Source organism: Paenibacillus sp. 01T47 (genome assembly GCF_056398245.1).
This window is the reverse complement of the sequence record NZ_JBFTPA010000006.1, coordinates 51,098-75,162: the sequence shown is the minus strand read 5'-3', so window position 1 is coordinate 75,162 and position 24,065 is coordinate 51,098. Positions and strand designations below refer to the sequence as shown.

Here is a 24,065-nt window from a genome sequence, read left to right as displayed (position 1 = left end):
AAACTATGATTAATTGCTAATAGCATACCGCAAAGCAAGGAGAAAGGCTATTCATAATTTGTATCAAGATTTGTATTTTTTCGTTATCTTGCCGCGGTTTGAGGGCCTAACGGCCATTTCGTTTTACCTTTATTTTTCTTGGAAGTGCCGAATACACTGCCAATTCCCATTAAGAAAGTAGGAATTCCCGCAGCTACAAAGACGAGACACCATTCACGGAAGTTAAGTGGAACGGTTTTGAAGATAGGCTGCAATGCATCGATATAAAGCACTCCGATCATCAACACTAGCGATGACAATACGGCAAGCACCAAATATTTATTTTGGAACGGATTACGGTGAAAAATGGAACGCGAGCTTCGGCAGTCAAATACATGGATGAGCTGTGCCATAACGAGAGTAGCGAAAGCTACCGTTTGCGCCTTCATTAGGTGCGCAGCATTGTTTGGACCGTCTTGAAGCGTAATCCAGAAAGCGCCAAGCGTACATACACCTATCAGAATGCCTCGGCTTATAATTTTCCAGCCCAGCCTGCGGGAGAAGATGCTCTCCTTTGCCGAACGAGGCTTTTGCTGCATTAAATCCTTTTCTGCCTGATCTACGCCAAGCGCCATTGCCGGCAATCCGTCCGTGACCAGATTGACCCACAAAATTTGAATCGGAACGAGCGGAAGCGGCAATCCTGCCATCATCGCAAGAAACATGACGAGTATCTCGCCAACGTTTGATGCTAATAAATAACGGATAAATTTTCGGATATTTTCATATATGCCTCTTCCTTCTTCTATAGCAGCTACAATTGTCGAGAAGTTGTCATCACTCAGAACGAGCGCGGACGCTTCCTTCGATACATCCGTTCCGGTAATGCCCATCGAAATTCCGATATCCGCTGCTTTGATCGCTGGAGCATCGTTTACGCCGTCGCCTGTCATCGCAACGACATGTCCTTGGCGCTGAAGCGCTTTGACGATACGCAGTTTATGCTCTGGCGATACACGCGCGTATACATAAATATTGTCTACGAGCCGGTCGAGCTGTTCATCGGACATCGCCTCCAGCTGCTTGCCGCTCATTGCGATGCCTCCGCGCGGCATAATGCCTAGTTGACCTGCAATTGCTTCTGCTGTCAGCTGATGATCGCCGGTAATCATAACGGTCTTAATTCCCGCACGCCTGCAGTTCGCAATCGCTTCTTTCACCTCGCGGCGAGGCGGATCGATCATCCCAGTCAAGCCTACGAATACAAGCTGACTCTCTACGTCTTCTTCGGTCTCACAAGCGTCGGATGCGCGCAAATCCCGGTATGCAAGTCCCAATACACGAAGCGCGGACTGCGCCATAACCTCGCCTGCTTCAGCGCATTTGCGCTTCAGCGTTGCAGTAAACGGAACGACCTTCCCTTCCCAAAGAACATAGGAGCAATGATCCATCAGTAAATCAGGGGCGCCCTTGGTGCAAATAAGCCGCCCGCCTTGGTGCGATACAACAACTGACATCCGTTTGCGCTCCGAGTCAAATGGAAATTCCTTCTCCCGTTTATATAGCGGCTCCAATGATTTGGAAGAGGAGCCCAGCTTTGCTGAAAGCACAGCAAGCGCACCTTCAGTTGGATCTCCCTTAAGTATCCACTCTTCATGCTGCTCCTTGTTTCTGCGCTTGCCCGTATCTACAGCTTCTACCTTCGACAGCTGTGCGTTATTGCACAAGGCACTGACTTGAAGGAGACGTTTAATTGATAAATCATGCTTAATGTCAAGCGCATTGCCAGCTTCATAAATTGCACCATTTGGGACGTAGCCCTCTCCGCTCACTTCAAGCTGTCTGCCGCCAATCCAGACATGGGTAACCGTCATTTTGTTTTGTGTCAGCGTCCCTGTTTTGTCCGAGCATATAACGGATGCGCAGCCTAATGTTTCAACCGAAGGCAGCTTGCGAACGATTGCCTTCCGTTTAATCATCCGCTGTACGCCAAGAGCTAAAGCGATGGTCACAATTGCTGGCAGCCCCTCTGGAATAGCTGCTACCGCCAAGCTAACACCTGCAAGGAACATGCCATACGCTGGCTGGCCGTGCAAAATACCCGCAATAACTACCATAATCGTCAAGCCGATCGCCACAACGATTAATATTTTGCCTAACTGCTCTAAACGATGCTGCAGCGGCGTTTCCATCGATTCAGTCTGTTGAATAAGTCCTGCTATTTTGCCCATTTCCGTATCCATGCCTGTACGAATGACGACTGCTCGAGCAGTTCCCCTTGTGAGCATCGTGCCCATGAAGCCCATGTTGCGCTGATCACCCAAAGGCAAGTCTTCCTCTGCAATCGCTGCAGCATGCTTACCAACGGGGACAGACTCCCCCGTCAAAGCGGACTCTTCCACATAGCAGCTATTGGCTTCAAGCAGCCGCACATCAGCCGGAATGCGGTCTCCGCTTTCCAAATAAATAAGATCGCCTGCCACAAGCTCCTTCGCTGGAACGGTCAGTAGCTCGCCTCCGCGTATAACCTTGGCTGTCGGGGCGGATAATTCCTTAAGCGCCCGCAATGAGCGCTCGGCTCGAAATTCCTGCACGAATCCAAGTACGGCGTTGAGAGCAATGATCGCAACAATCGTAATTGCATCTAAATATTCGCCCAGCAAGCCAGAAATCAACGTTGCACCCATTAAAACGAGTACCATAAAATCCTTAAATTGATTAAGGAACAACAAAATCGGTGAGACACGCTTGCCCTCAGACAATTCGTTTTTTCCATTTTCTTCTAGACGTTGCGCCGCTGCCGACGTAGTCAGTCCTTGATCTGGGGAGCTGACTAATGCGTCAATCAGCTCAATTGTCCCCATTTGATGCCATTTCATTTGTTCCATGGTTTAACTCCCTCCTGTAATATGCCGAGCCAAGCAGCTAAGTTGTCGGCCCTTCGGACAGCCTTTATAGGGTAAATGTATTCGGACAGCCCTTAAAATATCCCATAAAAGACTTAAGTTTTTGGCTCAACTATGGCATGATAGAGAAAGACTTACAAAGGAAGCGAGGAACAACACCATGGCATTAGACGGCATCGTCACCCATGCAATTACGCAAGACCTACAGCGCTGTGTCGGAGCGCGTATACATAAGATTCACCAGCCTACCAATCATGAGCTTGTTTTCAGCATTCGCGGAGCCGGCACGCAGGGCAAATTGCTCTTGTCCGCCAACCCGACCTACCCAAGGGTGCACTGGACAACCGGTACGCACGTCAACCCTATGGAAGCGCCTATGTTTTGCATGCTGCTTCGGAAGCATTGCGAAGGCGGACTGATTGAATCCGTTCGTCAAGTTGGTCGGGAGCGTATCATTCATATTGAGGTTAAACATCGGGACGAGCTCGGCGATTTATCGAATAAAACGATTGTTGTGGAAATTATGGGGCGTCATAGCAACATTATTTTGATGGACCCTTCAACCGGCCTCATTCACGATGGCATCCACCATGTAACGCCAGCCATAAGCAGTCACCGCATCGTATTGCCCGGCAGCACCTATACCTCTCCGCCTGAGCAAGGCAAACTAGATCCGCTTTCGATTGTGAACGAGCAGCAGTTTTTGGACGCTTTAAGCGATACGGATGAAGCCGCTCCTCTTTACAAAAGACTAGTCGACAAGCTAAGCGGCTTTAGCCCTTTGCTCGCCAAAGAGCTGGTTCATCGGGCGGGTGTTGATGTGCTTCCAGAGGCTGAACAAGGTTCTGAGGAAAGCGTAGTGGCGGTTTGGAAGTGCTTCTCAACCTTTATGGAACAAGTAAAGCAAGACATTTATAAACCTACAATTAAAACCAACGCAGATACCGGCAAGTCCTTTTTCTCTGTCACTGAGCTTACGCATATCGATGGAGAAGAAACGGTATTCCCAGACATTAGTGCCTGCCTTGAAGGTTTCTACGGCAATAAGGCTGAACGCGATACCGTTAAGCAGCGCGCTGCTGACCTTATCCGATTCGTTCAAAATGAAAAAGCCAAAAACGTTACAAAAATCAAAAAGCTTGAGGATACGCTCGTTGAAGCGAAGGATGCTGAAAAATATCGGGTGCTGGGCGAGCTCCTTACTGCCTATATGCATCAGATGAAGCGCGGCGACACAACAATTGAGCTCGTCAACTTCTATGATGAGGAGCAAGCTGTAATAAAGATTGATCTTGATCCGCATCTCACTCCTTCTGACAACGCTCAGCGTTATTTCCGGCGTTACACGAAGCACAAAAACAGTCTATCCATCGTGGCCGAGCAAATGGAGCTCGCTCGTACAGAAATTCAATATTTTGAAACCTTGCTTCAGCAGGTCGATAACGCCTCGCTTGGCGATATAAGCGAAATTCGTGACGAGCTCGTGGAACAAGGCTATATGAAGGAACGTGGACGCCGCGGTCCAAAGAAGAAAAAAACGCTTAAACCAACCTTGCTTTGTTATACCTCTTCCGAGGGGGTAACGATGTATGTCGGCAAAAACAATACACAAAACGAATACTTGACGAACCGCCTTGCTTCACCTTCTGACACATGGCTGCACACAAAGGATATTCCTGGTTCTCATGTCGTTATAAAAGGCGGAGACTTTGGCAATGCAACACTTGAAGAAGCCGCTATGCTCTCTGCACATTATAGCCAGGCTCGCGACTCCAGCTCGATTCCAGTAGACTACACAACGATACGTCATGTACGTAAGCCTAGCGGTGCTAAGCCGGGGTTTGTTATCTATGACAATCAGAAAACATTGTTTATTACACCGGACGAGCGACGTATCAAATCGCTGGCATGCCAGCTGAAATAGACAGCTTTAGCGGTACTGCAACATACTCCGTTGCTGCCTGCATTTTCTTGATTTGCAGCATTTGGAAATTATGATCAAACAAAAGGGAACTTCTATGGATAAGAAGTTCCCTTTTGTTATATTCGTTTAAAGCTTCCTGCCTCGCTTATTCTTCTATTTAATCCTCTGTGCCTAGCTCCTTGTTCAAGTTATCCGACAAATATTGAATGATTCCATTCTCTGCATCCTGTGCATATTCCCATACCATCGCACCTGCTAGATCTTTTTGCTTGATGTATTTGACCTTTTCTCGCAAAGCTTCCTTGTCTTCATAACTAATGAAGGTACTGCCGTTAAAGAGGTAAGCTGCTTTTGCTTGATCGTCAAAATAACGCTTAAATCCATTTTTGTCCAAATAGTTATCCTCAACATTTCGATAATGAATATTTACTTTCTCGATATCGATTGGCTTACCCTTGGCAAAAAAACCATCTTCATCACTGTCCACATCTGTCCAGCCATATGAATAAGCTGGGATGCCAAGCAGCAGCTTCTTGCCATCAACTCCGTGATCTAGAAAAGCTCGCACGATCTGATCCACGCTTTGAGTCGCTTTATTCCCTTTATCTTTGTAAAGATTAGCATTAAATCCTGTCGTTTCGGACCATCTGCCAGTCAGATCGTAGCTCATGACATTGATGAAGTCGACATACTTTTCTACGGCCTTCACTTCTACATTTTTAAAATACCAATCTTGTGTACCTGCTGCAAAAGTAAGAATATACTTTTTGTTTCCTTTATGCGGCAGCAGGTTTAACTGCTCTCTTAGCTCTCGCATTAAGCTTGTGAAGTTTTTTGTATCCTTTGGACTCGCCTTTACGGTTCCCCATGCGTCAAAGGCCGGAAACTCCCAGTCAATATCGACACCATCGAGATCGAGCTCCTTGACCAAATCAATAATATTTTTCGTAAATACATATCGATTGCCGTCGAGTGAAGCGTCTGAGAAGCCATCTACGCCGTAACCCCCAACGGCAAGAACAAATTTTGTCTTCGGATTATTGGCTTTGAGCTGCATAATGTTTTGTTTGATCTGCTTGTTCCCTTCTTCTTTTTCATGAAAGAACAAGCCAGTACCGGAAATTTTGGCGAAGGCAACAAAGGCGATATCTACGCCCTGCTCCGATAATCTTACATCCTTCGGGTCGCGCCAGGCTTCGATATATACCGTTGACAACTTCCGATCCTCTGCGTTTACGCTTTGGTAGAAGTAAATGCCCATACCAACAAGAAGCACAGCCACAAGCGCTTTGGTCAAAAAATTTACTTTTAGCGCTTTTGTTCCTTTTCGCGCAGTTATCGTTTTTTTCCCTTTTACCGTCTTCTTCACATTCACCCCGCTACCCCCTTCCACCAAATAAAATATGCGTTACCCACCGATTCAAATTAAACACTTTGACAACGATATAACTAATCGAGAAAATCGCAACGATATTAAACAGAAGACTTAATGTCGTCTCAAGGAATGTTGCATCGATAGCCACATCCCTTGAAACCATCGTATCCACCAAGAGATGGATTAAATAAATGCTGAAGCTTGCCGTAGAGACGGAGCCTATTACTTTTTTAACCTTATAATTTGTTTTCCGGCTAATCATCGTATCTTTTTCCTTGAAAAACAGAAACACGCCGATCGCCATTAAGAAGCTTGTAATGGAATAGTTACCGTAAAACATCTCGTCCAGCACCCCGCCGTATGAGGACACCACATAAGTCAATATTGGAGTTAGGAAAAAGGACAAAATGCCAAGATTAAACAATGTGTGCTTAATAATGGGACGAAGCTCGACATTAAAGAGATAGTAGCCAAGCACAAAATAACCTAAATTGCCCATAAAAAACGGAATATTCATACTAGGTACATAAAGGTGCTGATCAGTTAGGCGTAAGAAGATGTCGGATACTAACCGGTATAAGATACTGACGATAAACCATAAGATCAGAAAATATCTCAGATCCTTCTCACTGCATGAGCGTACGAGCTTGCCAATTAGCGGAACGGTCATATAAATGGCAATAATAGCGTACAAAAACCACAAATGAACGTAGTTTCCGTCTGTTACTAATTTCTTGCCAAAATCGAGTATGAACTCGTACGCGCTCATTTGGCTTTTGAGTATGTAATACTCCTTGTAATAGCCATAAATTAATGACCATGTAAGCAAAGGAATGATCAGAGGCAGTATTCTTTTCTTATAAAATCCTTTATAGGACTTCACTTCGATTCTCAAAATCATGGCACCGCTGATCATAAAAAATACCGGAACAGCAAAGCGGCAAATTGAGTTGAACACATTGCTGACCCACCATGAGGTTGTCGTAAAGTCATTCGTTCGGGTCAGCAAGGATGCAGTAATATGAAGCACGATGACGGCTACTATGGAGAGAATCCTTAATAAATCAATATACATAATTCGATTATTTTGAACATGGGCTGTGCTGCTCATAATGTCCCTCCAATATTATCTCGAACTTGCCACTGTATTTGGGCTAATGGATGCGACGCCCTTGCGTTCGACAAAACCCCATCCTTCATCATTGTCGAAATATTTGAATGTTCCAATGATGTTAATGTAGAGGAGCACAAATCGGTAAGTGAACAATTCCAACTGACTAAATCCGAACATCTTAATATAATCTAGCAACGAATAATTACTGCCATATTTTTTGCACAAATAGAGTGATATCACGATTTGAATTGCATTCACTAACATCGTGACAAGGAATAGTACAATCGCTGCCCATATGCCGCTGCCCGATGTAATGGCGTGCGCCATGTGGAAAATCGTCGTAAATGCGGTTAACGTACCAAGTACGAAGCCGTCTATTGCAAAAAACAAGCTGACGCCGATGCTGAAGCTCCGAGATAATTTCGACCAATAAATGAGGATACAATCCACAAACGCTTTCTGCCAACGAATACGCTGCTTGTAGAAGTTTTTCATATTTTCCGGACATTCGGTGTAGCATACCGCCTCCGGCGCATAGACCAGTCTTTTTTTGAGTTTATTTGCTTTCATGTACTCGTGGATTTTTAAAGTGATGTCGATATCCTCGCCAACCGTGCTTCTGAACCCGTTCACATCAAACATGAGTTCTTTGTAGAAGGCTCCGAATGCCCCTGAGATAACGACGATGGAGTTAAATAGCGATTGTGTTAATTTGCGGACGTAGAAGCTGTGGATATAACTAATGACTTGGCTCTTTATAATGCCTTTTCCTATAAATTTCTCCATAATGACGCCGTCTTGTCGTTCTGCGCCTTGTACGATTTTGACGGTTCCCCCTAGGGCAATAATGTCGCTTTCGTGAAAATATTGGTTTACGTATTTTAAGGAGTTTACTTCCAGCATACTGTCAGCATCAAGCGTAATAACAATTTCTCCATTCGCATAATCGATGCCAGCATTGAGTGAATCGGCTTTGCCGCCATTCATTTTGTCCATGACGTAGATGTTGGGAAATTTGCTTGAACGGTAAAAACCTCTAATTCTTTTATATTTCAGTTTTTGACTAGCCTTTCTGTAATCATTCCGAAGGTCCAATAGCTCTTGCAGCTTGTTAAAGGTTCGATCTTTAGAGCCGTCATTTACGATAATGATCTCATGATTCTGATAATGCAGACCCTGCATCGCATCGATGCAATTTTTGATCGTAAGCTCCTCGTTATACGCAGGAACCAGGACCGATAACGACTTCTCATCAAGCTCGTTATTGAGCTTTCGCACCTTGCTGAAGAACAACGGAATAACCGTATACAGCAGTTGAAAGATGAGAAAAACAACGGTTGTCGCATACAGCATGTACTGAATAACTATCCACTCCTTCATTTAGCAATGGCGATTACGAACCATTGCTACGTTTCTTTTTCTACTTTCAACCTATCTCATCATTATCAGAATTGTAAAATCTCACCAGTTTTCAATAAAACGAATACATCTGCTATTATCTATCGTTTTCTATCATTTGCTTCGATTTTCTTGCTAAAAGCCAAATATTTAACTTCCAATCATTTGCAGATTTTGTCGAATCGAGGGTGTTGATGGAGGAATGAGCTAATAGTCATTTTTTTTGAAAGCGTATAACCAACCTCCCTAGTGGGTTTTTTCTTGGCAGCTTCTATTAAATAAAAATCGACAAAATCTATAATTTTCACTTTGTAAATGATTTATGAAATTTACGTTTGCTCATTTTCGTCACCATTTTGTCATATTTATATTGAATTATGGTGTTTAAAACCATATTTATGATTTATTAATTCAAAATTTGCATAATAACTACAAATATCTATTCCGCCCTTTTCCAAATGCAAAAAATTCGCCCGAAACCACAAAAAAGAGGCAGTCCAAAGGTTATAAGCCCTTAAGATTGCCTCTTTCAATAACAATTCGTTTCATTGCATAGTAAAGCGTTCACTTCAAGTCCTCAGATTGCTAAGGTCATCATCCTGAAGGCTGAAGCTGCTTTAGCACATTTGCATTTACGGTACGGCTGCCCACCTCGCCATGAAATACAACGCCTTGACGCGATCCATGGAAATCCGATCCACCTGTAACGATCAGGTTGAAGTCCGCTGCAAGCTGCCCGTATCTTTGCTCTTCTTCCGGTCCATGATCCGAATGGAACACCTCGATGCCCTGCACGCCATAACGTACCAGTTCTTCGACTAAAGAATCATTGTTGTATAAACCAGGATGCGCAATAACACTTGTGCCTCCCGCTTCTCTAATCCAGTCAATCGCCTCAAATGGAGTCAATCTCGGTGGATTGACATACGCCGCGGCTCCGGCAGCCAAATAACGATCGAAAGCTTCCTTCATATTTTGAACGAAACCTTTTTGGATAAGTGCAGCAGCAATATGCGGGCGACCAATACTTACTTCGGCTGCTCGGAGCTCTTCCTTCGAGCTTTCACCATGAGCCGCAGCGATAACATCATCCATAGACAGCACAACGCCAAGCTCATTTAATTTAGTTATAATCATTTCATTCCGTTGATCTCTTAGCCCGCGCAAACTCGAAAGACGCGATAACCACTTCTCGTCGTCATTATTCGTGTAATAACCGAGAATATGAATATCCGTTCCTTCTGCCACCGTGCTCACCTCAACACCGGGAACAACCGTAATGTTTAATCGTTCGCCTTCAAGCAATGCTTCAGCTACACCAGCCACCGTATCGTGATCTGTAATAGCAATCGCAGCAAGCCCTGCCTCTTTGGCTAGCCGAACATTATCCGCGGGGCTTTGCATGCCATCAGAAGCCGTCGTGTGCGTATGCAAATCAGCAAGTCCGTTCATTAGAGCCATTGCTGCAAATCCCTCTCTCTCAAAAAACTTAGAAAAGTAACAGCTGATATTGGCAATATAGCCGATTTTAAGTATATCGAATAAAACTGTCGTTGGAACTTGGAATCCGACACTTTAATCATCCGAATTAAATCAAGCGCAACTTCATGTTTTACAGAGGAAGATGAAATAAAAGATATGCCAAGGCCTGCTTCAACAGCAGATTTGACAGCTCCTGTGCTGCCCAGCTCCATTACGATCTTCATCGATGCAGGATCTATATTTTTTTTCCTCAGCTGCTCCTCCATGACAAGTCTTGTCCCCGAGCCTTGCTCACGCAGAACAAACGGATATTCCATCGCTTCTTCCAATGTAACCGAATCTCGATCGGCTAATGGATGCGATTGCGATACGATCAATCTAAGCTCATCGCTCATTACCGCCTCCATATGCATATCGGGATGATTAACAGGAGCTTCAATTAATCCGAAATTAAGCTGATGATTCAAAATATCCTCCATAATTTGCGAGGTATTCATAACTTTCATACTAATCGAAATATGCGGATATTCCTGTCCAAAAGGACCAAGCAAGCGCGGCAGAATATATTCACCTATCGTTAAGCTCGAACCGAGCTGCAATCTTCCCTTAAGCTGCTTCGTGAATGCTGACATCGCCTGATCTGTATCACGTATAAGATCGATGCTCCTCTGCGCGTAAGGCATAAGAGCCCGTCCAGCTTCTGTAAGCTCGATTCGCTTCGTTGATCGCTGAAGCAGCTTCGTGCCAAAATAATCTTCCAGTGACTGCACTTGCATCGTAACAGCTGGCTGAGTCATATGTAATGATTGCGCTGCAGCTGAAAAACTGCCGCGTTCCGCAACCGTGCAAAATATGTGCAGTTGATGAAAATTAAGCGCCATCGTCCAATCATCCTTTCTTCTGGTGCTTATTATACTATAAACCTTGTACAGAATCTTACAACACGCACAAAAAAAGCGTGCAATCTGTTTTAGGATTGGACGCTCCACTCTTTGATATATAGGTACAAAGTCTCATTTTCTTTTTCTGCTGCTTTTGACGAGAGTCATGCGCCGTGAATGGCGAAGCCACGAATAGTAGGACTTTAGATCCCTTAGCTCGATTGTTTCTGACATGCGCCCAAGGAAAGTTACTATGATCATTTTATGTAGCGGAGTTCCGGTTATATCCGTTTCTGTCATCGAATCCGCAAATTCAGCAACAAATACGAGATCGTCGTCAATTAAATAAACGTCCTGCTCATTGCGGTAGTAAGGCTCGATGCGGCCTTGTTTCAAGCATTCCCATAAATATTCAGCTATATCTTCATAACCGGTTTTCTCACTTTCTATCCGGTCAAGCCAACGACTTTTGGCATGGTTTGTAATAACGATATCCGCTACTTTTTTGTCACCTAGATCAATATAAAACGACTCATATGTGTTCCATCTTCTCGTCATTCTATCTTTCACTTCGCAACCCACTCCTTCCAAAGAACCAGGGCTTTTATACTATGAATTTAATTCCATTCTATCACGATTGTCCGAGATTACAACAAAAAATTAAAGTCCGACCATTTTTGTAAGTTTCTGGCTATTATAATAAAAAAAAGACGTTTCTCAGTGATATTGCACACCGTGAAACGTCTTTTAGTGCATTTTTTGAAGTTTTTACCAATATTTCCTTCGTTATGCGATTGATTAGCTTTACGAACAACGTCATCAGACGAGTGTTTTCGACTAAACCTTTACAAACTATAAAATCTAGTTTTATCTTCGCTGTCTTTGCTGTACTCTGTCTTAATCTCGTTTCGATACGATCGTTCAATCTTCCGTACGTACGAGAGCTTCCCCATCTGCCGCACAGCCTCTTCAGAGCGTTCCGCATTCATATACATCACAACGTAATGCATCTTCCGCGACATATAATGAACCGTCCCGAACCTCTCCAGTGATCTTGCCGCTTTCAAATCACTTACCCAAACGATATAACCTGTTCGATCCGGTAGCATCTTTTCCCTCCTAAAAGGTTTGCGTAGCAAACCTCACTTCGTAAGCATTTACCTGGGTTTGCGGAGCAAACCTCACTTCGTAAGCATCTACTTAGGTTTGCGGAGCAAACCTCACTTCGTAAGCATTTACCTAGGTTTGCGGAGCAAACCTCACTTCGTAAGCCTATGCTTCTTCCTTGTTCGCTCTTATGGCTTCTAACTTAACCGCAACCGCCGCTTCCACAGCTGCATGAGCCGCCGCTTCCACAGCTACCGCCGCCGGCAGCTTTTTCATTGCCAGGCACTTTAATATTGTCCGAAACGGACTCCGCTATCATGCGGGATACATCATAAAGCATTTCATCGACGATCTGCTCGGCTAGCTTGAAGCGGCGAACGCTTTCAATTTCGCTTAGCTCTCGTTCGATTTGCTTCACTTTGTCTTTCGCTTCGTTGTAGTCAGGATGAAAGCGCCCGAATCGTTGGCATTCCTCAAACAGTATCTTCGCTTTATCGAACCGTTTGGTAATTTGCTTCACTTCTTCATCTTCATTCACAGCTGACTTCCAATATAAATATTCGGCAACTTCCGCCGATTGATTAATCGAATCACCTAAATCATAGGCGCAAAGCAGCAGCGACGCCATATCGAGAGAAGAAACGCCGCCTTGCGGTTGCTCCAACTGAATAGCCGTTAAACCTTCAGCAGTTGGCATTTATCCACCTCTTTCCCATTCGCTAAATTCTACACTATCATATCATATTTAATTAGCCAATAGATAGAGATTATATTGGGCTGCCTTGGCCTGGTATCACTAAGCACATCTCTTCCCACATATCAGGAGTCAGCCTGATCTGCTCTCGCTGCGGGTCATCACGCAGCAGCCCAACAACGGCCCATCCGTCGCCTTGCTGCTCAAGCTTCTCAGGCACAAACGAACGAAGCTCTCTTTCCATGCGAAGCTGGACGGGCGTTTGCCATTGCAAGGCCTTCTCGATTAATTCTTTTCTTGTCGAATGATGGTATGCACGCAGCTGCTTTGTCCACATGGATGGCACAAGCTCCATTTCTGAAAACAATAGCAGTTTTTTCCTAGCGGCTAAATCACTGAGTTCATAATGATGAAGCGGAAAAGATTCATAAATATAAGAAGGAGCGGGTATTTTTGATTCCTCCTTCGGAAGAAGCTCAAGTAAGCGCGATCCCTCTATATCGATACTAACGAATGGGTATTTATATTCGTCATTCGCAAATTCTGTCTGAACCATTTTTCGTGCGGGATATCCTGCTTTTTGCAAACATGCTCGAATCTCACTTATATGAGACTTTTCAACAATGAAATCCAAGTGACCAAGCTTCTCCATCAATAAAGGGGCTACACCAGAATCATTTTCCACTATTGCCGCCATCTCTTCACTATCGCAGCGCAGCAGCGCAACTTCTGCGAAAAAAGTACGGCTAGCACGGCTCGTCCATACTTCCAACAAAGCGATTACCGTAGAAGGCAAATGATCTCCGCCTGATGCCTGCTCAAGAAAGCTTTGAATGGAGGCTCTTGATCTTCCTTGCTCCAGCGCCCTTGTAATTGATGCTGCTTCAAGACGGTAAACAGAAACCTGCTCATCTGATTTGCGTTCAGCTATCAGCTCCAGCTCCCACCTTATCCAGAAGGGACATTCTGGCTGTACAATTAATTCCCCATTCGGTTGAACAGTAACAACTGCATCAAGCGCCTGCACCTGCATCGGAGGCTCTTTACGTAATGGAGCAGCTGCTTTCCATCTGAAAAAAAACTCATTGTCCGCTGCTTGCTGACAATCTACTAGCTCCATCCAGCCTAGATTATGCCATAAACCAAACCAGCTTGGCCTTGGTTGAGTTCGATTTATGTTTTGCTCCGGGCCTATATCGGCAACAATCCGATTCTCATGAAGCCACGTATCCACACGCTGATTAGAATACCATTCACCTGCTTGAAGACTCGTCAACGAGGCAGCCAAATGGGCGTTTCCACCTGCGGCTGGAAGCAGCAGCGCCAAGCACCAATTCATTAATTGATATTCTCTGACAGTCTCATCAAGCATTAGCCACTTTTTAAGCTGGTCATCATTCCATTTCAATGCCCCATTCACTGCTGTTAACAGCCCAATCGCAAAACCTGCTTCCAAAATGAAGGCAACCTGTACAGGATAAATATCTGAGTAGGACCATTTCAGATCAAATGATTTAAGCCAGCACTCCTCCAAATCTGCAGCCTGCAGCAGCTTAGCAACCGTCTTCTTGGGAAGCGTGCCGTTTGTCGTAAGAGATAAGCCGCTTCTCCCCAATAACGAAAAGGCACTGAGCAGCTGTCTGCCAAGCGGCCTGCAATAAGGTCGCATGACACCATTCATTAGTCTTTCCCTCTGAAGCTCAGTCAGCGCCTCAGCTTTGTATGGGAATAACATCCTCTGCCACACTGCGAAACATTCTACAGGCATAAAATACAGACTCTCTCCCCATACTTTATGTACCGTGAATAATACGCCCCATTCCTCAAGCTCTGCCAATGCGAGCTGACATTCCGCCCCTGAGAGGCTTGTGTTGTTCCGAAGAACTTTAAGGAGCCGTTCTCCGTCTGCGGGAGCAGCTGCAAAATAACGCAGCATTTCCGTCAATACTTCCGCTGCATACGGCGAGAGCATAGAAACAGCTTCTCGGATTGTCTCATCGTCTACCGCTGCTTCTCCCCATGACAGGCCTCTTTGACCAGCTTTCTGCCAAAGCGGTCCCTCCATCATATGATCCAAGCGCTCAGCGGATAACTTGCCTAGCAGCTGTTTCATTTTCATAGAGCAGCAGCCTCCTCAAGCTTGTCCTCATCATCCGGCAAGCTAAGTCTCTCGTAGTGATACCCTTGCTCCAGCATAAAAAGCTGTCTTTTCATCGCAAATTCCGTTTCCTTCGTCTGATCCGTTACAATGGTATAAAACCATGCGCAATTGTTAATCGCTTTTGGCCGCAGCAATCTCCCAATCCGCTGAGCTTCCTCTTGCCGTGAGCCAAAGCTGCCGGATAATTGAATGGCTACGGATGCATCAGGCAAATCCACTGCAAAATTAGCTACCTTGGATACGATTAACACTGATATGTCGCCTGCTTTAAAGCTGTCATAAAGCATTTGTCTCTCGAGCTGCGGCACCTCTCCCGTCAGCAAGGGAGCGCCAATAACTGCGGACAGCTCATGCAGCTGGTGCAAATACTGGCCAATAATTAAAGTCGGTTTACCTGCATGCTCCTGCAATAGCTGCTCTACAACTTTGATTTTTGCAGGATTTTCCGCAGCCAATCTGAGCTTGGAACGCGCAGAGGCCTGTGCATACAAAGCCGCTTTACTTATATGTAGTGGAACCCTAATCTCTGTGCAAGCTACTGCCGCTATATACTCGCCAGCCTCGGCTGTCTTCCATTGCATGTCGAACTGCTTCGGACCTATTAATGAATATACATCCTCAGCACAGCCATCCTCACGTACGAGTGTCGCGGTTAAGCCAAGCCGTCTTGTCGCTTGTATATCTGCAGTCATCCGGAAGACTGGAGCTGGCAGCAAATGCACCTCATCGTAAATAATTAGTCCCCAATCCCGTTCGGAGAACAGCTTCATATGGGTAAAAGGAGACTCCTTGGATTTGCGATGCGTCAAAATATTGTAAGTTGCTATCGTAACAGGGCGTACCTGCTTCAATGTGCCGCAATATTGACCTACATCCGCATCCAACAGCGACGTTTTATCCAGCAGCTCGTCTTTCCATTGTTTTACGGAGGTAGAATTAGAAGTAAGTATAAGTGTTGCTCTGCCCAAACGAGCCAATGCGGCTATGCCCACAATGGTTTTACCCGCTCCGCAAGGCAATACGATTACGCCGCTTCCGCCTTCCACTTTGCCTTCCTTATAAAAAAGCTCGACAGCAGCCTGCTGATAGTCCCTTAAATCAAACAAACGATTTCGCAGCGTATGCTTCCTCAGCTCTACCGGTAGCTCCTCGCCCACATGATAGCCTGCTAGATCAATGACAGGATATCCAAGTCGTGTCAGCTCCTGCTTCAAGGCGCCTCTACAGCCTTCATCAAGCTCCCAAGCGGCATGAAGCCGTGCTTTTACCCAGCTTGTTATTGACGGTTGTTCCGAAAGCTCATCCAAAATAGCTTGTTCTCCGTGCAGCATCAGTTTGTTCGATTCCGTAGACAACCAAAGCTTGCCATATCTGCTAATCAGTTTGCGAATCATTACCTCCGCTTGAAATGGCAGCTCGTATCTGCTGTATTCTGTTAGCCAACCTATGATTTCTTCGCCAGTAATCCCAGCTGCTGCTGCATTCCAGAGAGTCAAAGGTGTCATTCGATAAGTATGGATCGCTCCAGCTCTTCTAATTGCATCCATGAAGAGAACGAGCTTATCTCTAGCTTGCTGTGCATGTGGCTTGCGTTCATCAAGCAGAACCATTAAGTCTGATTGCACAATTAATGGCCGATCGTTTGGATGCTGCATCATTCTCCTCCTTCAAAAATTCATCAAAACGGCCTCTCAAAAAAATAGCCTAGATCTTGCTCTTCCTCACAGTATGAAGAAATTAACACCATTTTATGCTTTAAGTATCTGGACAACTGCGCGATTTTTATGTTCAAGATGTGTTATAGTAATAAGAAGATTGTATATAAACTGCAAATTGGGGTGGAGGTACCGCATCTATGAAAAGAATTATAATCATTCTCCTCATGCTCATTTGCATGCCGCTTGCCGGCTGTACGGCCATTTCCGAGCTTTCTTCGAACGTTATACAAACCAACCAATGGTATCAGGTAGCTGGCTTTATAGATGGTGATACTTTCAAAATCAAAACAGGTTCTAGTGAAACGACGATTCGACTACTTTACGTAGATACGCCGGAGACCAAGAAACAAGATAGTCCAGCCGATCCATTCGGACCCGAAGCTGCTGCCTTCACTGAGACGCTTCTGACAGAGTCGCAAGAGGTTAGGCTTACCTTCGATAAGGAGCTTAAAGATCGCTACGATCGTACGCTGGCAATCGTGGAGCTGAAGGATGGACGAATATTAAACGAGGCACTCATTGAGGAAGGTCTTGCGAAGGTACTCATCATAGAGCCTAACGTCAAGATGGAAAACGCATACAAGCAGCTGGAGCAGCAAGCTGAACAAGCGAAGCAAGGTTTATGGAGTAATGATGCCGAAATTAATCACACAAGCTTCCCTGTAAAAAAAGCGGCGCGAAGCGGCATTACGATTGAGGTGGACAAACAAGCCGAGCTTGTCACCATAACGAATACGACGGATGATGCCATTCAAATGAAAGGCTGGAAGCTGGTTAGCGTTCGAGGCAATCAAACCTATCCGTTTGGCCAATATGTCCTGAATGCACAGAAAAGAGTAGTCATTTCCTCAGCAGACGAGGTGCGTTCATCAGATGATGACCTGCTCCTTTGGGGAGCAACAAATATTTGGAACAACAAAGAATCGGACCCTGCGGAGCTCTATAACGAATACAATGAATTAGTAGCCGTATGGGAAGACTAATAACAAATAAGGCTGTCCAAGCGCGTTTAACAGCGCACTCGGACAGCCTTATTTATATTAATGAAACGTTGGAGGAGATGCTGAATACTCTTGCTCCGAAATTGAGCTAAGCGCCTCCCCGGCTTCATCGGCAAAAATATCTCGTACAGCAAGATCTCCGATTGCCAGAATCCCTACTAGCTCTCCATCATCCACAACCGGAAGTCTGCGTATCTGCTTAGATGCCATCAGCTCCGCGGCCTCATCGGGAGATGCGTCAGAAGTTATCGTAGCCACATCGGTACTCATTACCTCAGCAACTGCAGCTGAGCCAGGATGCTTCTCTGCATATCCTTTTACGACTAAATCTCGATCAGTGACTACACCTATCAGCTTCTTGCCATCTACAATTGGAATAAATCCGATATCATGTTCCTTCATTTTTACAGCAAGCTCATATACATTATCAACCAAAGTCGCTGTGACACAATCTGCCGACATAATTTGTTTTAACGTTTTCAGCTAAAATACCTCCTCGATTATAAGTTACGAGGTTTAGCATAACCTTTTTAGAACCTGAGCATCCGCTTTTACGCGGTTGAAACAACTCCGCTCGCATATTCCTCAGCCATACCAATAAGAAGTCTGGCTGCCTGCTGCATCGCTCTCTCGTCAATGTCGAATTTAGGGTGATGATGCGCATACGTCGCACCGCAGCTCTCATTGCCAGCACCAACAAACATAAAGCAGCCAGGTACTTTTTCCAAGTAATAAGAAAAATCCTCAGCAACCGTAATGGCTTCCGAACGCACAACCGCGCTTTCACCGAACAGCCTTTCGCCAACCTTGAAGAAACGCTCAGCCTCTTCTTCATCGTTTACGACGGGCGGATAACCAATCCTCATCTGGTAATCGAATTCCGCGCCATGCATTTGGCATATATGCGTGACAAGCGACTTGAGCCGGTCATGTATCATCATTCTCGTCTGCTCGTCAAACGAACGGACAGTTCCTTTTAATCTGCAACGTTCCGCAATGACGTTATTGGTCGTACCTGCTTGGAAAGAACCAATAGTCACCACTGCCGGATGCAGCGGGTTCACATTGCGGCTTACAATGGATTGGACGGATTGCACAAGCGTTGAACCAATCATAATCGCATCAATAGCTTGATGCGGCAACCCCCCATGACCGCCTCGTCCGACAATATCAATAACGAATTCATCCGCAGCAGCCATAAAGGCTCCTGGTTTGGACGACACCAAGCCATATGCGAGCGGTGTCCACAGATGAACGCCATAAATGACGTCTACTCCATCCAGTGCTCCATCCTGAATCATCGGCATTGCTCCGCCAGGTGTAACCTCTTCGGCTGGTTGGAACAACAGTCTGCGCTCACCGCAAATAGCGGATCGATTCGCCGAATAATAAGACGCAATCGCTAGAAGCGTAGATGTATGTGCATCATGACCGCATGCGTGCATAACGTTTGGCACCTTAGACGCATACTCGCATTTTTTCTCATCTTGAATAGGAAGTGCATCAATGTCAGCCCGCAGCGCTATGACCGGTCCTGGTTGATCTCCCTTAATGGTTGCAATTAGTCCATGTCCGCCAACCCCAGTCTGGACCTCTATGCCCAGCTCGCTTAATTGGGTAGCAATCCAGCTTGACGTTACACGCTCATGGAACGAAAGCTCAGGATATTGATGAAGATGTCTGCGCCAATTCATCATTTTTGGAAATAGCTGCTCTAGCTGTAGATCTACGATATCCTCTGTTTGCAAATCGCAAACCCCCTTACATTTTCAAAAAAACTACGAATCCTATCATGCCATTTAGTTTACCAGATGAACGGCTTAATTAGGAAGCAAATGCATCACTAAATCGTTAGGAATATTAGTTTTCTTCAAAATGTCACTTTTGTTCACAACAAGGGGTGGGAGTAAGGGTTGCGCTTGCTGGGGAAACATACTATCATGAGAAAAGAATGTACAACTCTGTCTTTTGAAATGGAAGCATATGCTAGTAAAGTCAGTTTTGCTTCACAAAACCTTTGGGAGGAACTACCATGATTATTGAAAATACCGGCTTAAACGGTGTTAAAAGCGAACTTGACCACTTAGACGAATCTGCTGAAAAAGTTGGTTTTGTCCGTTGGCAGTGGGAATACTATCGCGCTACATACGACTTGAAACTTGAGGATCACGCTAGCGGATCCGATTATTATTTGAGAATTACAACAAGAGCCATTGAAGGTAAGCTTGAATCACCTCATGCCGTTCTAATTATCGAATCGGTTTATATCGGACGCTCCACTTTCCCGCATGGCCTTGAGTATGAGTCCCCGATTCCACAGCCAATTATGAGTACGGCGACGCAAAGACTTCAGCAATTGAAACAATTGTTAGCGTAACGGTGCAGTCATGAAAGCCACGCAGAACGGTAGCCGTGGAAGACCGGACTTTCTGCTTCTCATTTTAACTCTTCTGCTCGTTGGCTTTGGGCTTGTAATGGTATTTAGCGCAAGCTCAAGTGTCGCTGTCGTAACAGAAGATGATGCCATGTATTTCACCAAGCGCCAGTTCATGTGGGCTGGCCTTGGCATAATGGTTATGTTATTTATGATGAATTTGCGCTATCAGGTTTTCAAACGCCTTTTCATGCTATTTTTCATTCCAGTAGTCATCATGCTCATGCTCGTTCCGTTTATTGGTAAGGAGATCAATGGTGCACATAGTTGGTTCGGGATAGGTTCACTTGGCATACAGCCAACAGAACCAGCCAAGCTGGCCATCATATTGTATCTTGGTGCTCTTATAACGAAGAAGGGCGATAATTTTCGGAGCTTCAAAAAGGGGCTGCTGCCGGTTATCATTATCGTCGGCTTCGTTTGCGGCTTGATTATGATGCAGCCCGATCTTGGTTCCACTTTAGTGCTTGCTGCATGTGCTACGGTCATGATTATGGCTGGCGGTGCGAATTTAAAGCAGGTATTTATGTCAGGAACGATTATCGGCCTCTTTCTCACCGTCATATTCAGTATCTCGATGGCGATTGATCCAAAACCTTGGAAATACCGAATTGATCGGCTTACCGTGTTTAGAGATCCGCTCAGCGATTCTCAGGATACCGGCTGGCATCTCGTGTCGTCACTGCAAGCCTTTGGTCACGGCGGTTTAACCGGTGCCGGATTCGGTGAAAGCGTCCAGAAGCTGCATTATCTGAAATATCCCTATAATGATTTTATTTTTGCAATCATTGGAGAAGAGTTAGGCTTTATTGGCAGCGCCCTCTTCTTGCTCTTTTATTTATTTTTCTTATGGCGTGGCCTTATCGTTGCACTCCGCTGTCCTGATCATTACGGCACAGTTGTTGGTGTTGGCATTGTCGGCTTGATCGCCATTCAGGCTTTTGTCAACATAGGCGGCGTTACTGCGGCAATACCGCTGACAGGCGTTACACTTCCGTTCATAAGTTATGGCGGCTCATCCCTGCTATTTTGTCTAATGTCTATCGGCGTATTGTTAAGCATATCGAGGGAAGCAAATCGTGTAGAACCTACAAAGCGCTAATGGAATCAAAAAAAGGGTGCCTCTTTTACAAAAGAGGCACCCTTCTTTATTTACTTCAATCGCTGCTGCTGAACTTCTTCCAGCTCTTCTTCTTTGAAGGCAACGCCTTCTACCTTCACATTCACTTCAACAACGTGCAATCCTGTCATATTCTCAACAGATTCACGTACATTCAGTTGAAGCTGACGACATACCTCTTGAATCGGAATGCCGTAATGAACAATAATACGAAGATCAATGGCCGCTTCCGTCGTTCCTACTTCAACTGAAACGCCTTTTTGCACGTTCTTTCCGCTCAGCCGTTTGGCGAGTCCTTCGGAAATGCCGCCCGACATTGCCGCAATGCCTGGCGTTTCAAGCGCTGCGAGTCCAGCTATCGTTGCTACTACATCATCAGAGATTCGGATAAGACCCGTTTGAAGTTCTTCTGTCATGTGACTCACTCCTCATTTTGCCATATAGGCTTATTATAGCAGACGGACAATACCACAGCAAAGCTGAGTGTTAAAAGCTTTTGTGAACAAGATGCTATTCAGGCTAAATGTTTATAAATTGATAATTCTTCCACCATTCGCGCTTGCTAGCTTTTAATTCACCGTCGTTACGAAGGAGTAAATCTTAAACATATTAATGTTGGCAAGCATAACAATTTCCTTTAGCTCCGCGTTCTCGTCTTTGTAATTGATAACGAGATACAAATGTTGATTCTTTTTCGTCCATGAAGCTTTTGAGCCAGGCATATCATTAATGATCGTTCGACCAGCCAGGCTTCTGTCGAATTCCGTAAGGTTTTTATCCTATTATCATTCTACCAACTTTCTCCAATATGTGACAATAACTTTATCTCGTCGTTTATTTTCCATGAATCAGATAAACATATCGAATGCACCTTTTAACTGGTAAAGTTTACATGCTTGCTTATTTCCGCTATAGTATTATCAGGTTTTCAGCAACTATTTGAAGAGGTGAACGCTTTGAATCAAAAATGGTTTTTCTCAGGGTTAATCCTCATGTTTGCACTTAGTGCCATCGGTCATTACGCCCACTGGGATAACACAGTCCAATTTATCATTTCAGCCATCGCGATCATCTTTGTGGCCGGTTTTCTTGGTAAAGCCACGGAGAGTGTCGCACATTATGCAGGTCAAAGGCTGGGCGGCTTCCTCAATGCAACCTTCGGAAATGCCGCAGAGCTCATCATCGCGATATTTTTGATTAAAGCGCAGCAATTCGATATGGTAAAAGCGAGCTTGACAGGGGCTATTATCGGAAATCTATTGCTCGTTTTGGGTCTTAGCATATTGCTTGGCGGGTTGAAATATAAGGAGCAGCAATTTAACGGTCGATTAGCTGATCACAATTCTACGCTCATGATCATGGCTGTCATTGGTCTTTTTGTGCCAGCTGTATTCGTTGTTTCAGAGAAGTTTTCGTTTGAGAAGGATCAGTTTCTAAGTCTTGCTGTTGCAGGAATTCTGATTTTAGCTTATATTCTGTGGCTGGTGTTCTCCATGGTTACTCACAAGGATATGCTCTCTGATGTCGTCATGAATGCAGATCATGGTGAAGAGCCAGCCTGGTCAAAAGGAAAGTCAATCTTCTTCCTCCTCCTAGCTACCGTTATGGTGGCCTTTGTGAGTGAATGGCTTGTACATACCCTTGACGCATTCAGTGCGAAATTTGGCCTGTCTGAGCTGTTTATAGGGGCATTCGTAATCGCTATTGTCGGTAACGCGGCGGAGCATAGCGCTGCTGTCATGCTGGCAATGAAAAATAAGATCGGCGCAGCTGTAGAAATCGCAATCGGCAGCAGCTTGCAAATCGCTTTATTCGTAGCGCCTGTGCTCATTCTCGTTAGTAGCTTATTTGGAAACACGATGGATATTGTATTCACGCCTATCGAATTAACTGCCATCGGCGTTTCTGTCTTTATTGCCAAATCAGTTTCGCGTGATGGACGTACGAATTGGTATGAAGGTGTGCTGCTTATTATGGTCTATGTCATCCTCGGTATTGCGTTCTACCTTGTGTAAACAAAAAAAAGAGTAGTCTCCATTTGGAGGCTACTCTTTTCTTTCCAGTGCTTCGTATAGCATAGCTAAATTCCGCTCTAATCTACTCACTATTTCCTTGCCAGCCAGCTCTGCAATGAGTCCGGCGCGAACAGCAAAGTCAACCTCTCGCGAGAATCCATACATTTGTGTATCTAGCACTTCTTCGTAAAGTGGACATTGACGAGTAGTCAAGTTTTCCATCTGAACTTCGATTAGCTTTTCTATTTTACTCGCATCTTCTTGAAGGAGACGAAGCGCTTTCTCATGCAATTGTACCGTAATTTCCGGTGAAGACATCGTTTTCCCCCCTGTGCGCGTATCCGCCGTCTTCTATACCACTATATTAGACGAAATAGAGCGATTATACAAGGTCAAAACAGAAAAGCACCTCTTCAAAAGTGAAGAGGTGCTTATTCGTTAAAAATATGATCTACTAATCCGTAATAACATTAACATTTAAGTTGTGCTTAGCAAATACAGCAGCCATTGCTGCTTTTGCTTCCTCAGCATCCGGTCCGTGTACATGAAGTTCGTACGCATGTCCGCCTACTAGTGTAGTGAAAAGTCCGAGGATGCTTTTTACATCAATATATTTGCTCTCGGCTTGCAGAACGATGGATGAAGTGAATTGGCTAGCCGTTTGGGAAATTTCTACGATTGCTGCGTTGTTGGACATGGGAGATCCCTCCAGTTAAATTAGTAAAGCTTACCTTTGTCACCATGATAACCCGAAAA

General features: G+C 44.9%; 21 protein-coding genes. 5 read left to right on the top strand and 16 right to left on the bottom strand.

From position 1 onward, the window contains the following. Positions 1–83: 83 nt before the first annotated feature. Positions 84–2,867 (bottom strand): calcium-translocating P-type ATPase, SERCA-type, encoded by a 2,784-nt coding sequence (locus AC1DOV_RS14070; RefSeq protein ID WP_477550259.1) that lies wholly within the window; start codon positions 2,865–2,867, stop codon positions 84–86. 178 nt (positions 2,868–3,045) lie between these two features. On the opposite strand from AC1DOV_RS14070, the gene AC1DOV_RS14065 reads away from it, so the two are divergent. Then, positions 3,046–4,809, top strand: coding sequence for an Rqc2 family fibronectin-binding protein (locus AC1DOV_RS14065; protein WP_477550258.1), 1,764 nt, complete (start codon positions 3,046–3,048; stop codon positions 4,807–4,809). 157 nt (positions 4,810–4,966) lie between these two features. Here AC1DOV_RS14065 and AC1DOV_RS14060 read toward each other — a convergent pair whose 3' ends face one another. The 10 genes from AC1DOV_RS14060 to AC1DOV_RS14015 form a co-directional block, all read right to left on the bottom strand. Next, positions 4,967–6,070 (bottom strand): glycoside hydrolase family 18 protein, encoded by a 1,104-nt coding sequence (locus AC1DOV_RS14060; RefSeq protein ID WP_477512362.1) that lies wholly within the window; start codon positions 6,068–6,070, stop codon positions 4,967–4,969. A gap of 118 nt (positions 6,071–6,188) precedes the next feature. After that, positions 6,189–7,295 carry an acyltransferase gene (locus AC1DOV_RS14055; protein ID WP_477550257.1) on the bottom strand — a complete coding sequence of 369 codons (1,107 nt, stop codon included), beginning with the start codon at positions 7,293–7,295 and terminating at the stop codon, positions 6,189–6,191. A 15-nt stretch (positions 7,296–7,310) separates the two neighbouring features. Then, a complete protein-coding gene (locus tag AC1DOV_RS14050) occupies positions 7,311–8,660 on the bottom strand; it encodes a glycosyltransferase family 2 protein (RefSeq protein WP_477527598.1) in 1,350 nt (449 codons plus the stop codon). 630 nt (positions 8,661–9,290) lie between these two features. Further along, positions 9,291–10,157: a PHP domain-containing protein gene (locus tag AC1DOV_RS14045; protein ID WP_477512348.1), complete on the bottom strand. Its 867-nt coding sequence runs from the start codon at positions 10,155–10,157 to the stop codon at positions 9,291–9,293. Then, positions 10,148–11,059: a selenium metabolism-associated LysR family transcriptional regulator gene (locus AC1DOV_RS14040; RefSeq protein ID WP_477550256.1), complete on the bottom strand. Its 912-nt coding sequence runs from the start codon at positions 11,057–11,059 to the stop codon at positions 10,148–10,150. Before AC1DOV_RS14040 ends, AC1DOV_RS14045 begins: the two co-directional genes overlap by 10 nt. 132 nt (positions 11,060–11,191) lie before the next feature. After that, on the bottom strand, positions 11,192–11,617 hold the full coding sequence (locus AC1DOV_RS14035) for a hypothetical protein (protein ID WP_372238996.1): 426 nt from the start codon (positions 11,615–11,617) through the stop codon (positions 11,192–11,194). A 287-nt stretch (positions 11,618–11,904) separates the two neighbouring features. Continuing rightward, positions 11,905–12,168, bottom strand: a complete 264-nt coding sequence (locus tag AC1DOV_RS14030) for a YlbG family protein (protein ID WP_053375618.1) — start codon at positions 12,166–12,168, stop codon at positions 11,905–11,907. Positions 12,169–12,368: 200 nt separating this feature from the next. Then, positions 12,369–12,863: a YlbF/YmcA family competence regulator gene (locus tag AC1DOV_RS14025; protein ID WP_477512350.1), complete on the bottom strand. Its 495-nt coding sequence runs from the start codon at positions 12,861–12,863 to the stop codon at positions 12,369–12,371. Positions 12,864–12,933: 70 nt separating this feature from the next. After that, on the bottom strand, positions 12,934–14,979 hold the full coding sequence (locus AC1DOV_RS14020; RefSeq protein ID WP_477550255.1) for a helicase-associated domain-containing protein: 2,046 nt from the start codon (positions 14,977–14,979) through the stop codon (positions 12,934–12,936). Next, positions 14,976–16,676 carry a DNA repair helicase XPB gene (locus AC1DOV_RS14015; protein WP_477550254.1) on the bottom strand — a complete coding sequence of 567 codons (1,701 nt, stop codon included), beginning with the start codon at positions 16,674–16,676 and terminating at the stop codon, positions 14,976–14,978. The genes AC1DOV_RS14020 and AC1DOV_RS14015 overlap by 4 nt, the downstream gene beginning before the upstream one ends. Positions 16,677–16,876: 200 nt before the next feature. Between AC1DOV_RS14015 and AC1DOV_RS14010 the strand changes: the two genes are divergently transcribed. Next, the gene (locus AC1DOV_RS14010; protein WP_339208820.1) at positions 16,877–17,722 is read left to right on the top strand and encodes a thermonuclease family protein; all 846 of its coding nucleotides are present in this window, start codon (positions 16,877–16,879) and stop codon (positions 17,720–17,722) included. A 57-nt stretch (positions 17,723–17,779) separates the two neighbouring features. Here the strand turns inward: AC1DOV_RS14010 and AC1DOV_RS14005 are convergent, their stop codons facing one another. Further along, a complete protein-coding gene (locus tag AC1DOV_RS14005) occupies positions 17,780–18,202 on the bottom strand; it encodes a CBS domain-containing protein (protein WP_477512353.1) in 423 nt (140 codons plus the stop codon). A gap of 89 nt (positions 18,203–18,291) precedes the next feature. Further along, positions 18,292–19,437, bottom strand: a complete 1,146-nt coding sequence (locus AC1DOV_RS14000) for an amidohydrolase (protein ID WP_477512364.1) — start codon at positions 19,435–19,437, stop codon at positions 18,292–18,294. Between the two features lie 335 nt (positions 19,438–19,772). On the opposite strand from AC1DOV_RS14000, the gene AC1DOV_RS13995 reads away from it, so the two are divergent. Both AC1DOV_RS13995 and ftsW read left to right on the top strand, forming a co-directional pair. Continuing rightward, positions 19,773–20,117, top strand: a complete 345-nt coding sequence (locus AC1DOV_RS13995) for a YugN family protein (RefSeq protein WP_076268251.1) — start codon at positions 19,773–19,775, stop codon at positions 20,115–20,117. A gap of 10 nt (positions 20,118–20,127) precedes the next feature. After that, positions 20,128–21,276 carry a putative lipid II flippase FtsW gene (ftsW, locus tag AC1DOV_RS13990; RefSeq protein WP_477512354.1) on the top strand — a complete coding sequence of 383 codons (1,149 nt, stop codon included), beginning with the start codon at positions 20,128–20,130 and terminating at the stop codon, positions 21,274–21,276. 50 nt (positions 21,277–21,326) lie between these two features. Here ftsW and AC1DOV_RS13985 read toward each other — a convergent pair whose 3' ends face one another. Further along, on the bottom strand, positions 21,327–21,710 hold the full coding sequence (locus AC1DOV_RS13985) for an Asp23/Gls24 family envelope stress response protein (protein ID WP_076268249.1): 384 nt from the start codon (positions 21,708–21,710) through the stop codon (positions 21,327–21,329). Positions 21,711–22,250: 540 nt separating this feature from the next. On the opposite strand from AC1DOV_RS13985, the gene cax reads away from it, so the two are divergent. Further along, a complete protein-coding gene (gene cax / locus AC1DOV_RS13980) occupies positions 22,251–23,309 on the top strand; it encodes a calcium/proton exchanger (protein ID WP_076268247.1) in 1,059 nt (352 codons plus the stop codon). A gap of 30 nt (positions 23,310–23,339) precedes the next feature. Here cax and AC1DOV_RS13975 read toward each other — a convergent pair whose 3' ends face one another. Continuing rightward, a complete protein-coding gene (locus tag AC1DOV_RS13975; RefSeq protein ID WP_054028048.1) occupies positions 23,340–23,627 on the bottom strand; it encodes an Fpa/YlaN family protein in 288 nt (95 codons plus the stop codon). 136 nt (positions 23,628–23,763) lie between these two features. After that, positions 23,764–24,006 carry an HPr family phosphocarrier protein gene (locus AC1DOV_RS13970; RefSeq protein ID WP_076268246.1) on the bottom strand — a complete coding sequence of 81 codons (243 nt, stop codon included), beginning with the start codon at positions 24,004–24,006 and terminating at the stop codon, positions 23,764–23,766. Between the last annotated feature and the right edge of the window lie 59 nt (positions 24,007–24,065).

What these genes read in the sequence shown, in the direction of transcription:
- AC1DOV_RS14070 (WP_477550259.1), bottom strand. Translation starts at nt 2,867, where the DNA reads ATGGAACAAATGAAATGGCATCAAATGGGGACAATTGAGCTGATTGAC.
- AC1DOV_RS14065 (WP_477550258.1), top strand. Translation starts at nt 3,046, where the DNA reads ATGGCATTAGACGGCATCGTCACCCATGCAATTACGCAAGACCTACAG.
- AC1DOV_RS14060 (WP_477512362.1), bottom strand. Translation starts at nt 6,070, where the DNA reads ATGGGCATTTACTTCTACCAAAGCGTAAACGCAGAGGATCGGAAGTTG.
- AC1DOV_RS14055 (WP_477550257.1), bottom strand. Translation starts at nt 7,295, where the DNA reads ATGAGCAGCACAGCCCATGTTCAAAATAATCGAATTATGTATATTGAT.
- AC1DOV_RS14045 (WP_477512348.1), bottom strand. Translation starts at nt 10,157, where the DNA reads ATGGCTCTAATGAACGGACTTGCTGATTTGCATACGCACACGACGGCT.
- AC1DOV_RS14040 (WP_477550256.1), bottom strand. Translation starts at nt 11,059, where the DNA reads ATGGCGCTTAATTTTCATCAACTGCACATATTTTGCACGGTTGCGGAA.
- AC1DOV_RS14035 (WP_372238996.1), bottom strand. Translation starts at nt 11,617, where the DNA reads ATGACGAGAAGATGGAACACATATGAGTCGTTTTATATTGATCTAGGT.
- AC1DOV_RS14030 (WP_053375618.1), bottom strand. Translation starts at nt 12,168, where the DNA reads ATGCTACCGGATCGAACAGGTTATATCGTTTGGGTAAGTGATTTGAAA.
- AC1DOV_RS14025 (WP_477512350.1), bottom strand. Translation starts at nt 12,863, where the DNA reads ATGCCAACTGCTGAAGGTTTAACGGCTATTCAGTTGGAGCAACCGCAA.
- AC1DOV_RS14020 (WP_477550255.1), bottom strand. Translation starts at nt 14,979, where the DNA reads ATGAAAATGAAACAGCTGCTAGGCAAGTTATCCGCTGAGCGCTTGGAT.
- AC1DOV_RS14015 (WP_477550254.1), bottom strand. Translation starts at nt 16,676, where the DNA reads ATGCAGCATCCAAACGATCGGCCATTAATTGTGCAATCAGACTTAATG.
- AC1DOV_RS14010 (WP_339208820.1), top strand. Translation starts at nt 16,877, where the DNA reads ATGAAAAGAATTATAATCATTCTCCTCATGCTCATTTGCATGCCGCTT.
- AC1DOV_RS14005 (WP_477512353.1), bottom strand. Translation starts at nt 18,202, where the DNA reads ATGTCGGCAGATTGTGTCACAGCGACTTTGGTTGATAATGTATATGAG.
- AC1DOV_RS14000 (WP_477512364.1), bottom strand. Translation starts at nt 19,437, where the DNA reads ATGATGAATTGGCGCAGACATCTTCATCAATATCCTGAGCTTTCGTTC.
- AC1DOV_RS13995 (WP_076268251.1), top strand. Translation starts at nt 19,773, where the DNA reads ATGATTATTGAAAATACCGGCTTAAACGGTGTTAAAAGCGAACTTGAC.
- ftsW (WP_477512354.1), top strand. Translation starts at nt 20,128, where the DNA reads ATGAAAGCCACGCAGAACGGTAGCCGTGGAAGACCGGACTTTCTGCTT.
- AC1DOV_RS13985 (WP_076268249.1), bottom strand. Translation starts at nt 21,710, where the DNA reads ATGACAGAAGAACTTCAAACGGGTCTTATCCGAATCTCTGATGATGTA.
- AC1DOV_RS13975 (WP_054028048.1), bottom strand. Translation starts at nt 23,627, where the DNA reads ATGTCTTCACCGGAAATTACGGTACAATTGCATGAGAAAGCGCTTCGT.
- AC1DOV_RS13970 (WP_076268246.1), bottom strand. Translation starts at nt 24,006, where the DNA reads ATGTCCAACAACGCAGCAATCGTAGAAATTTCCCAAACGGCTAGCCAA.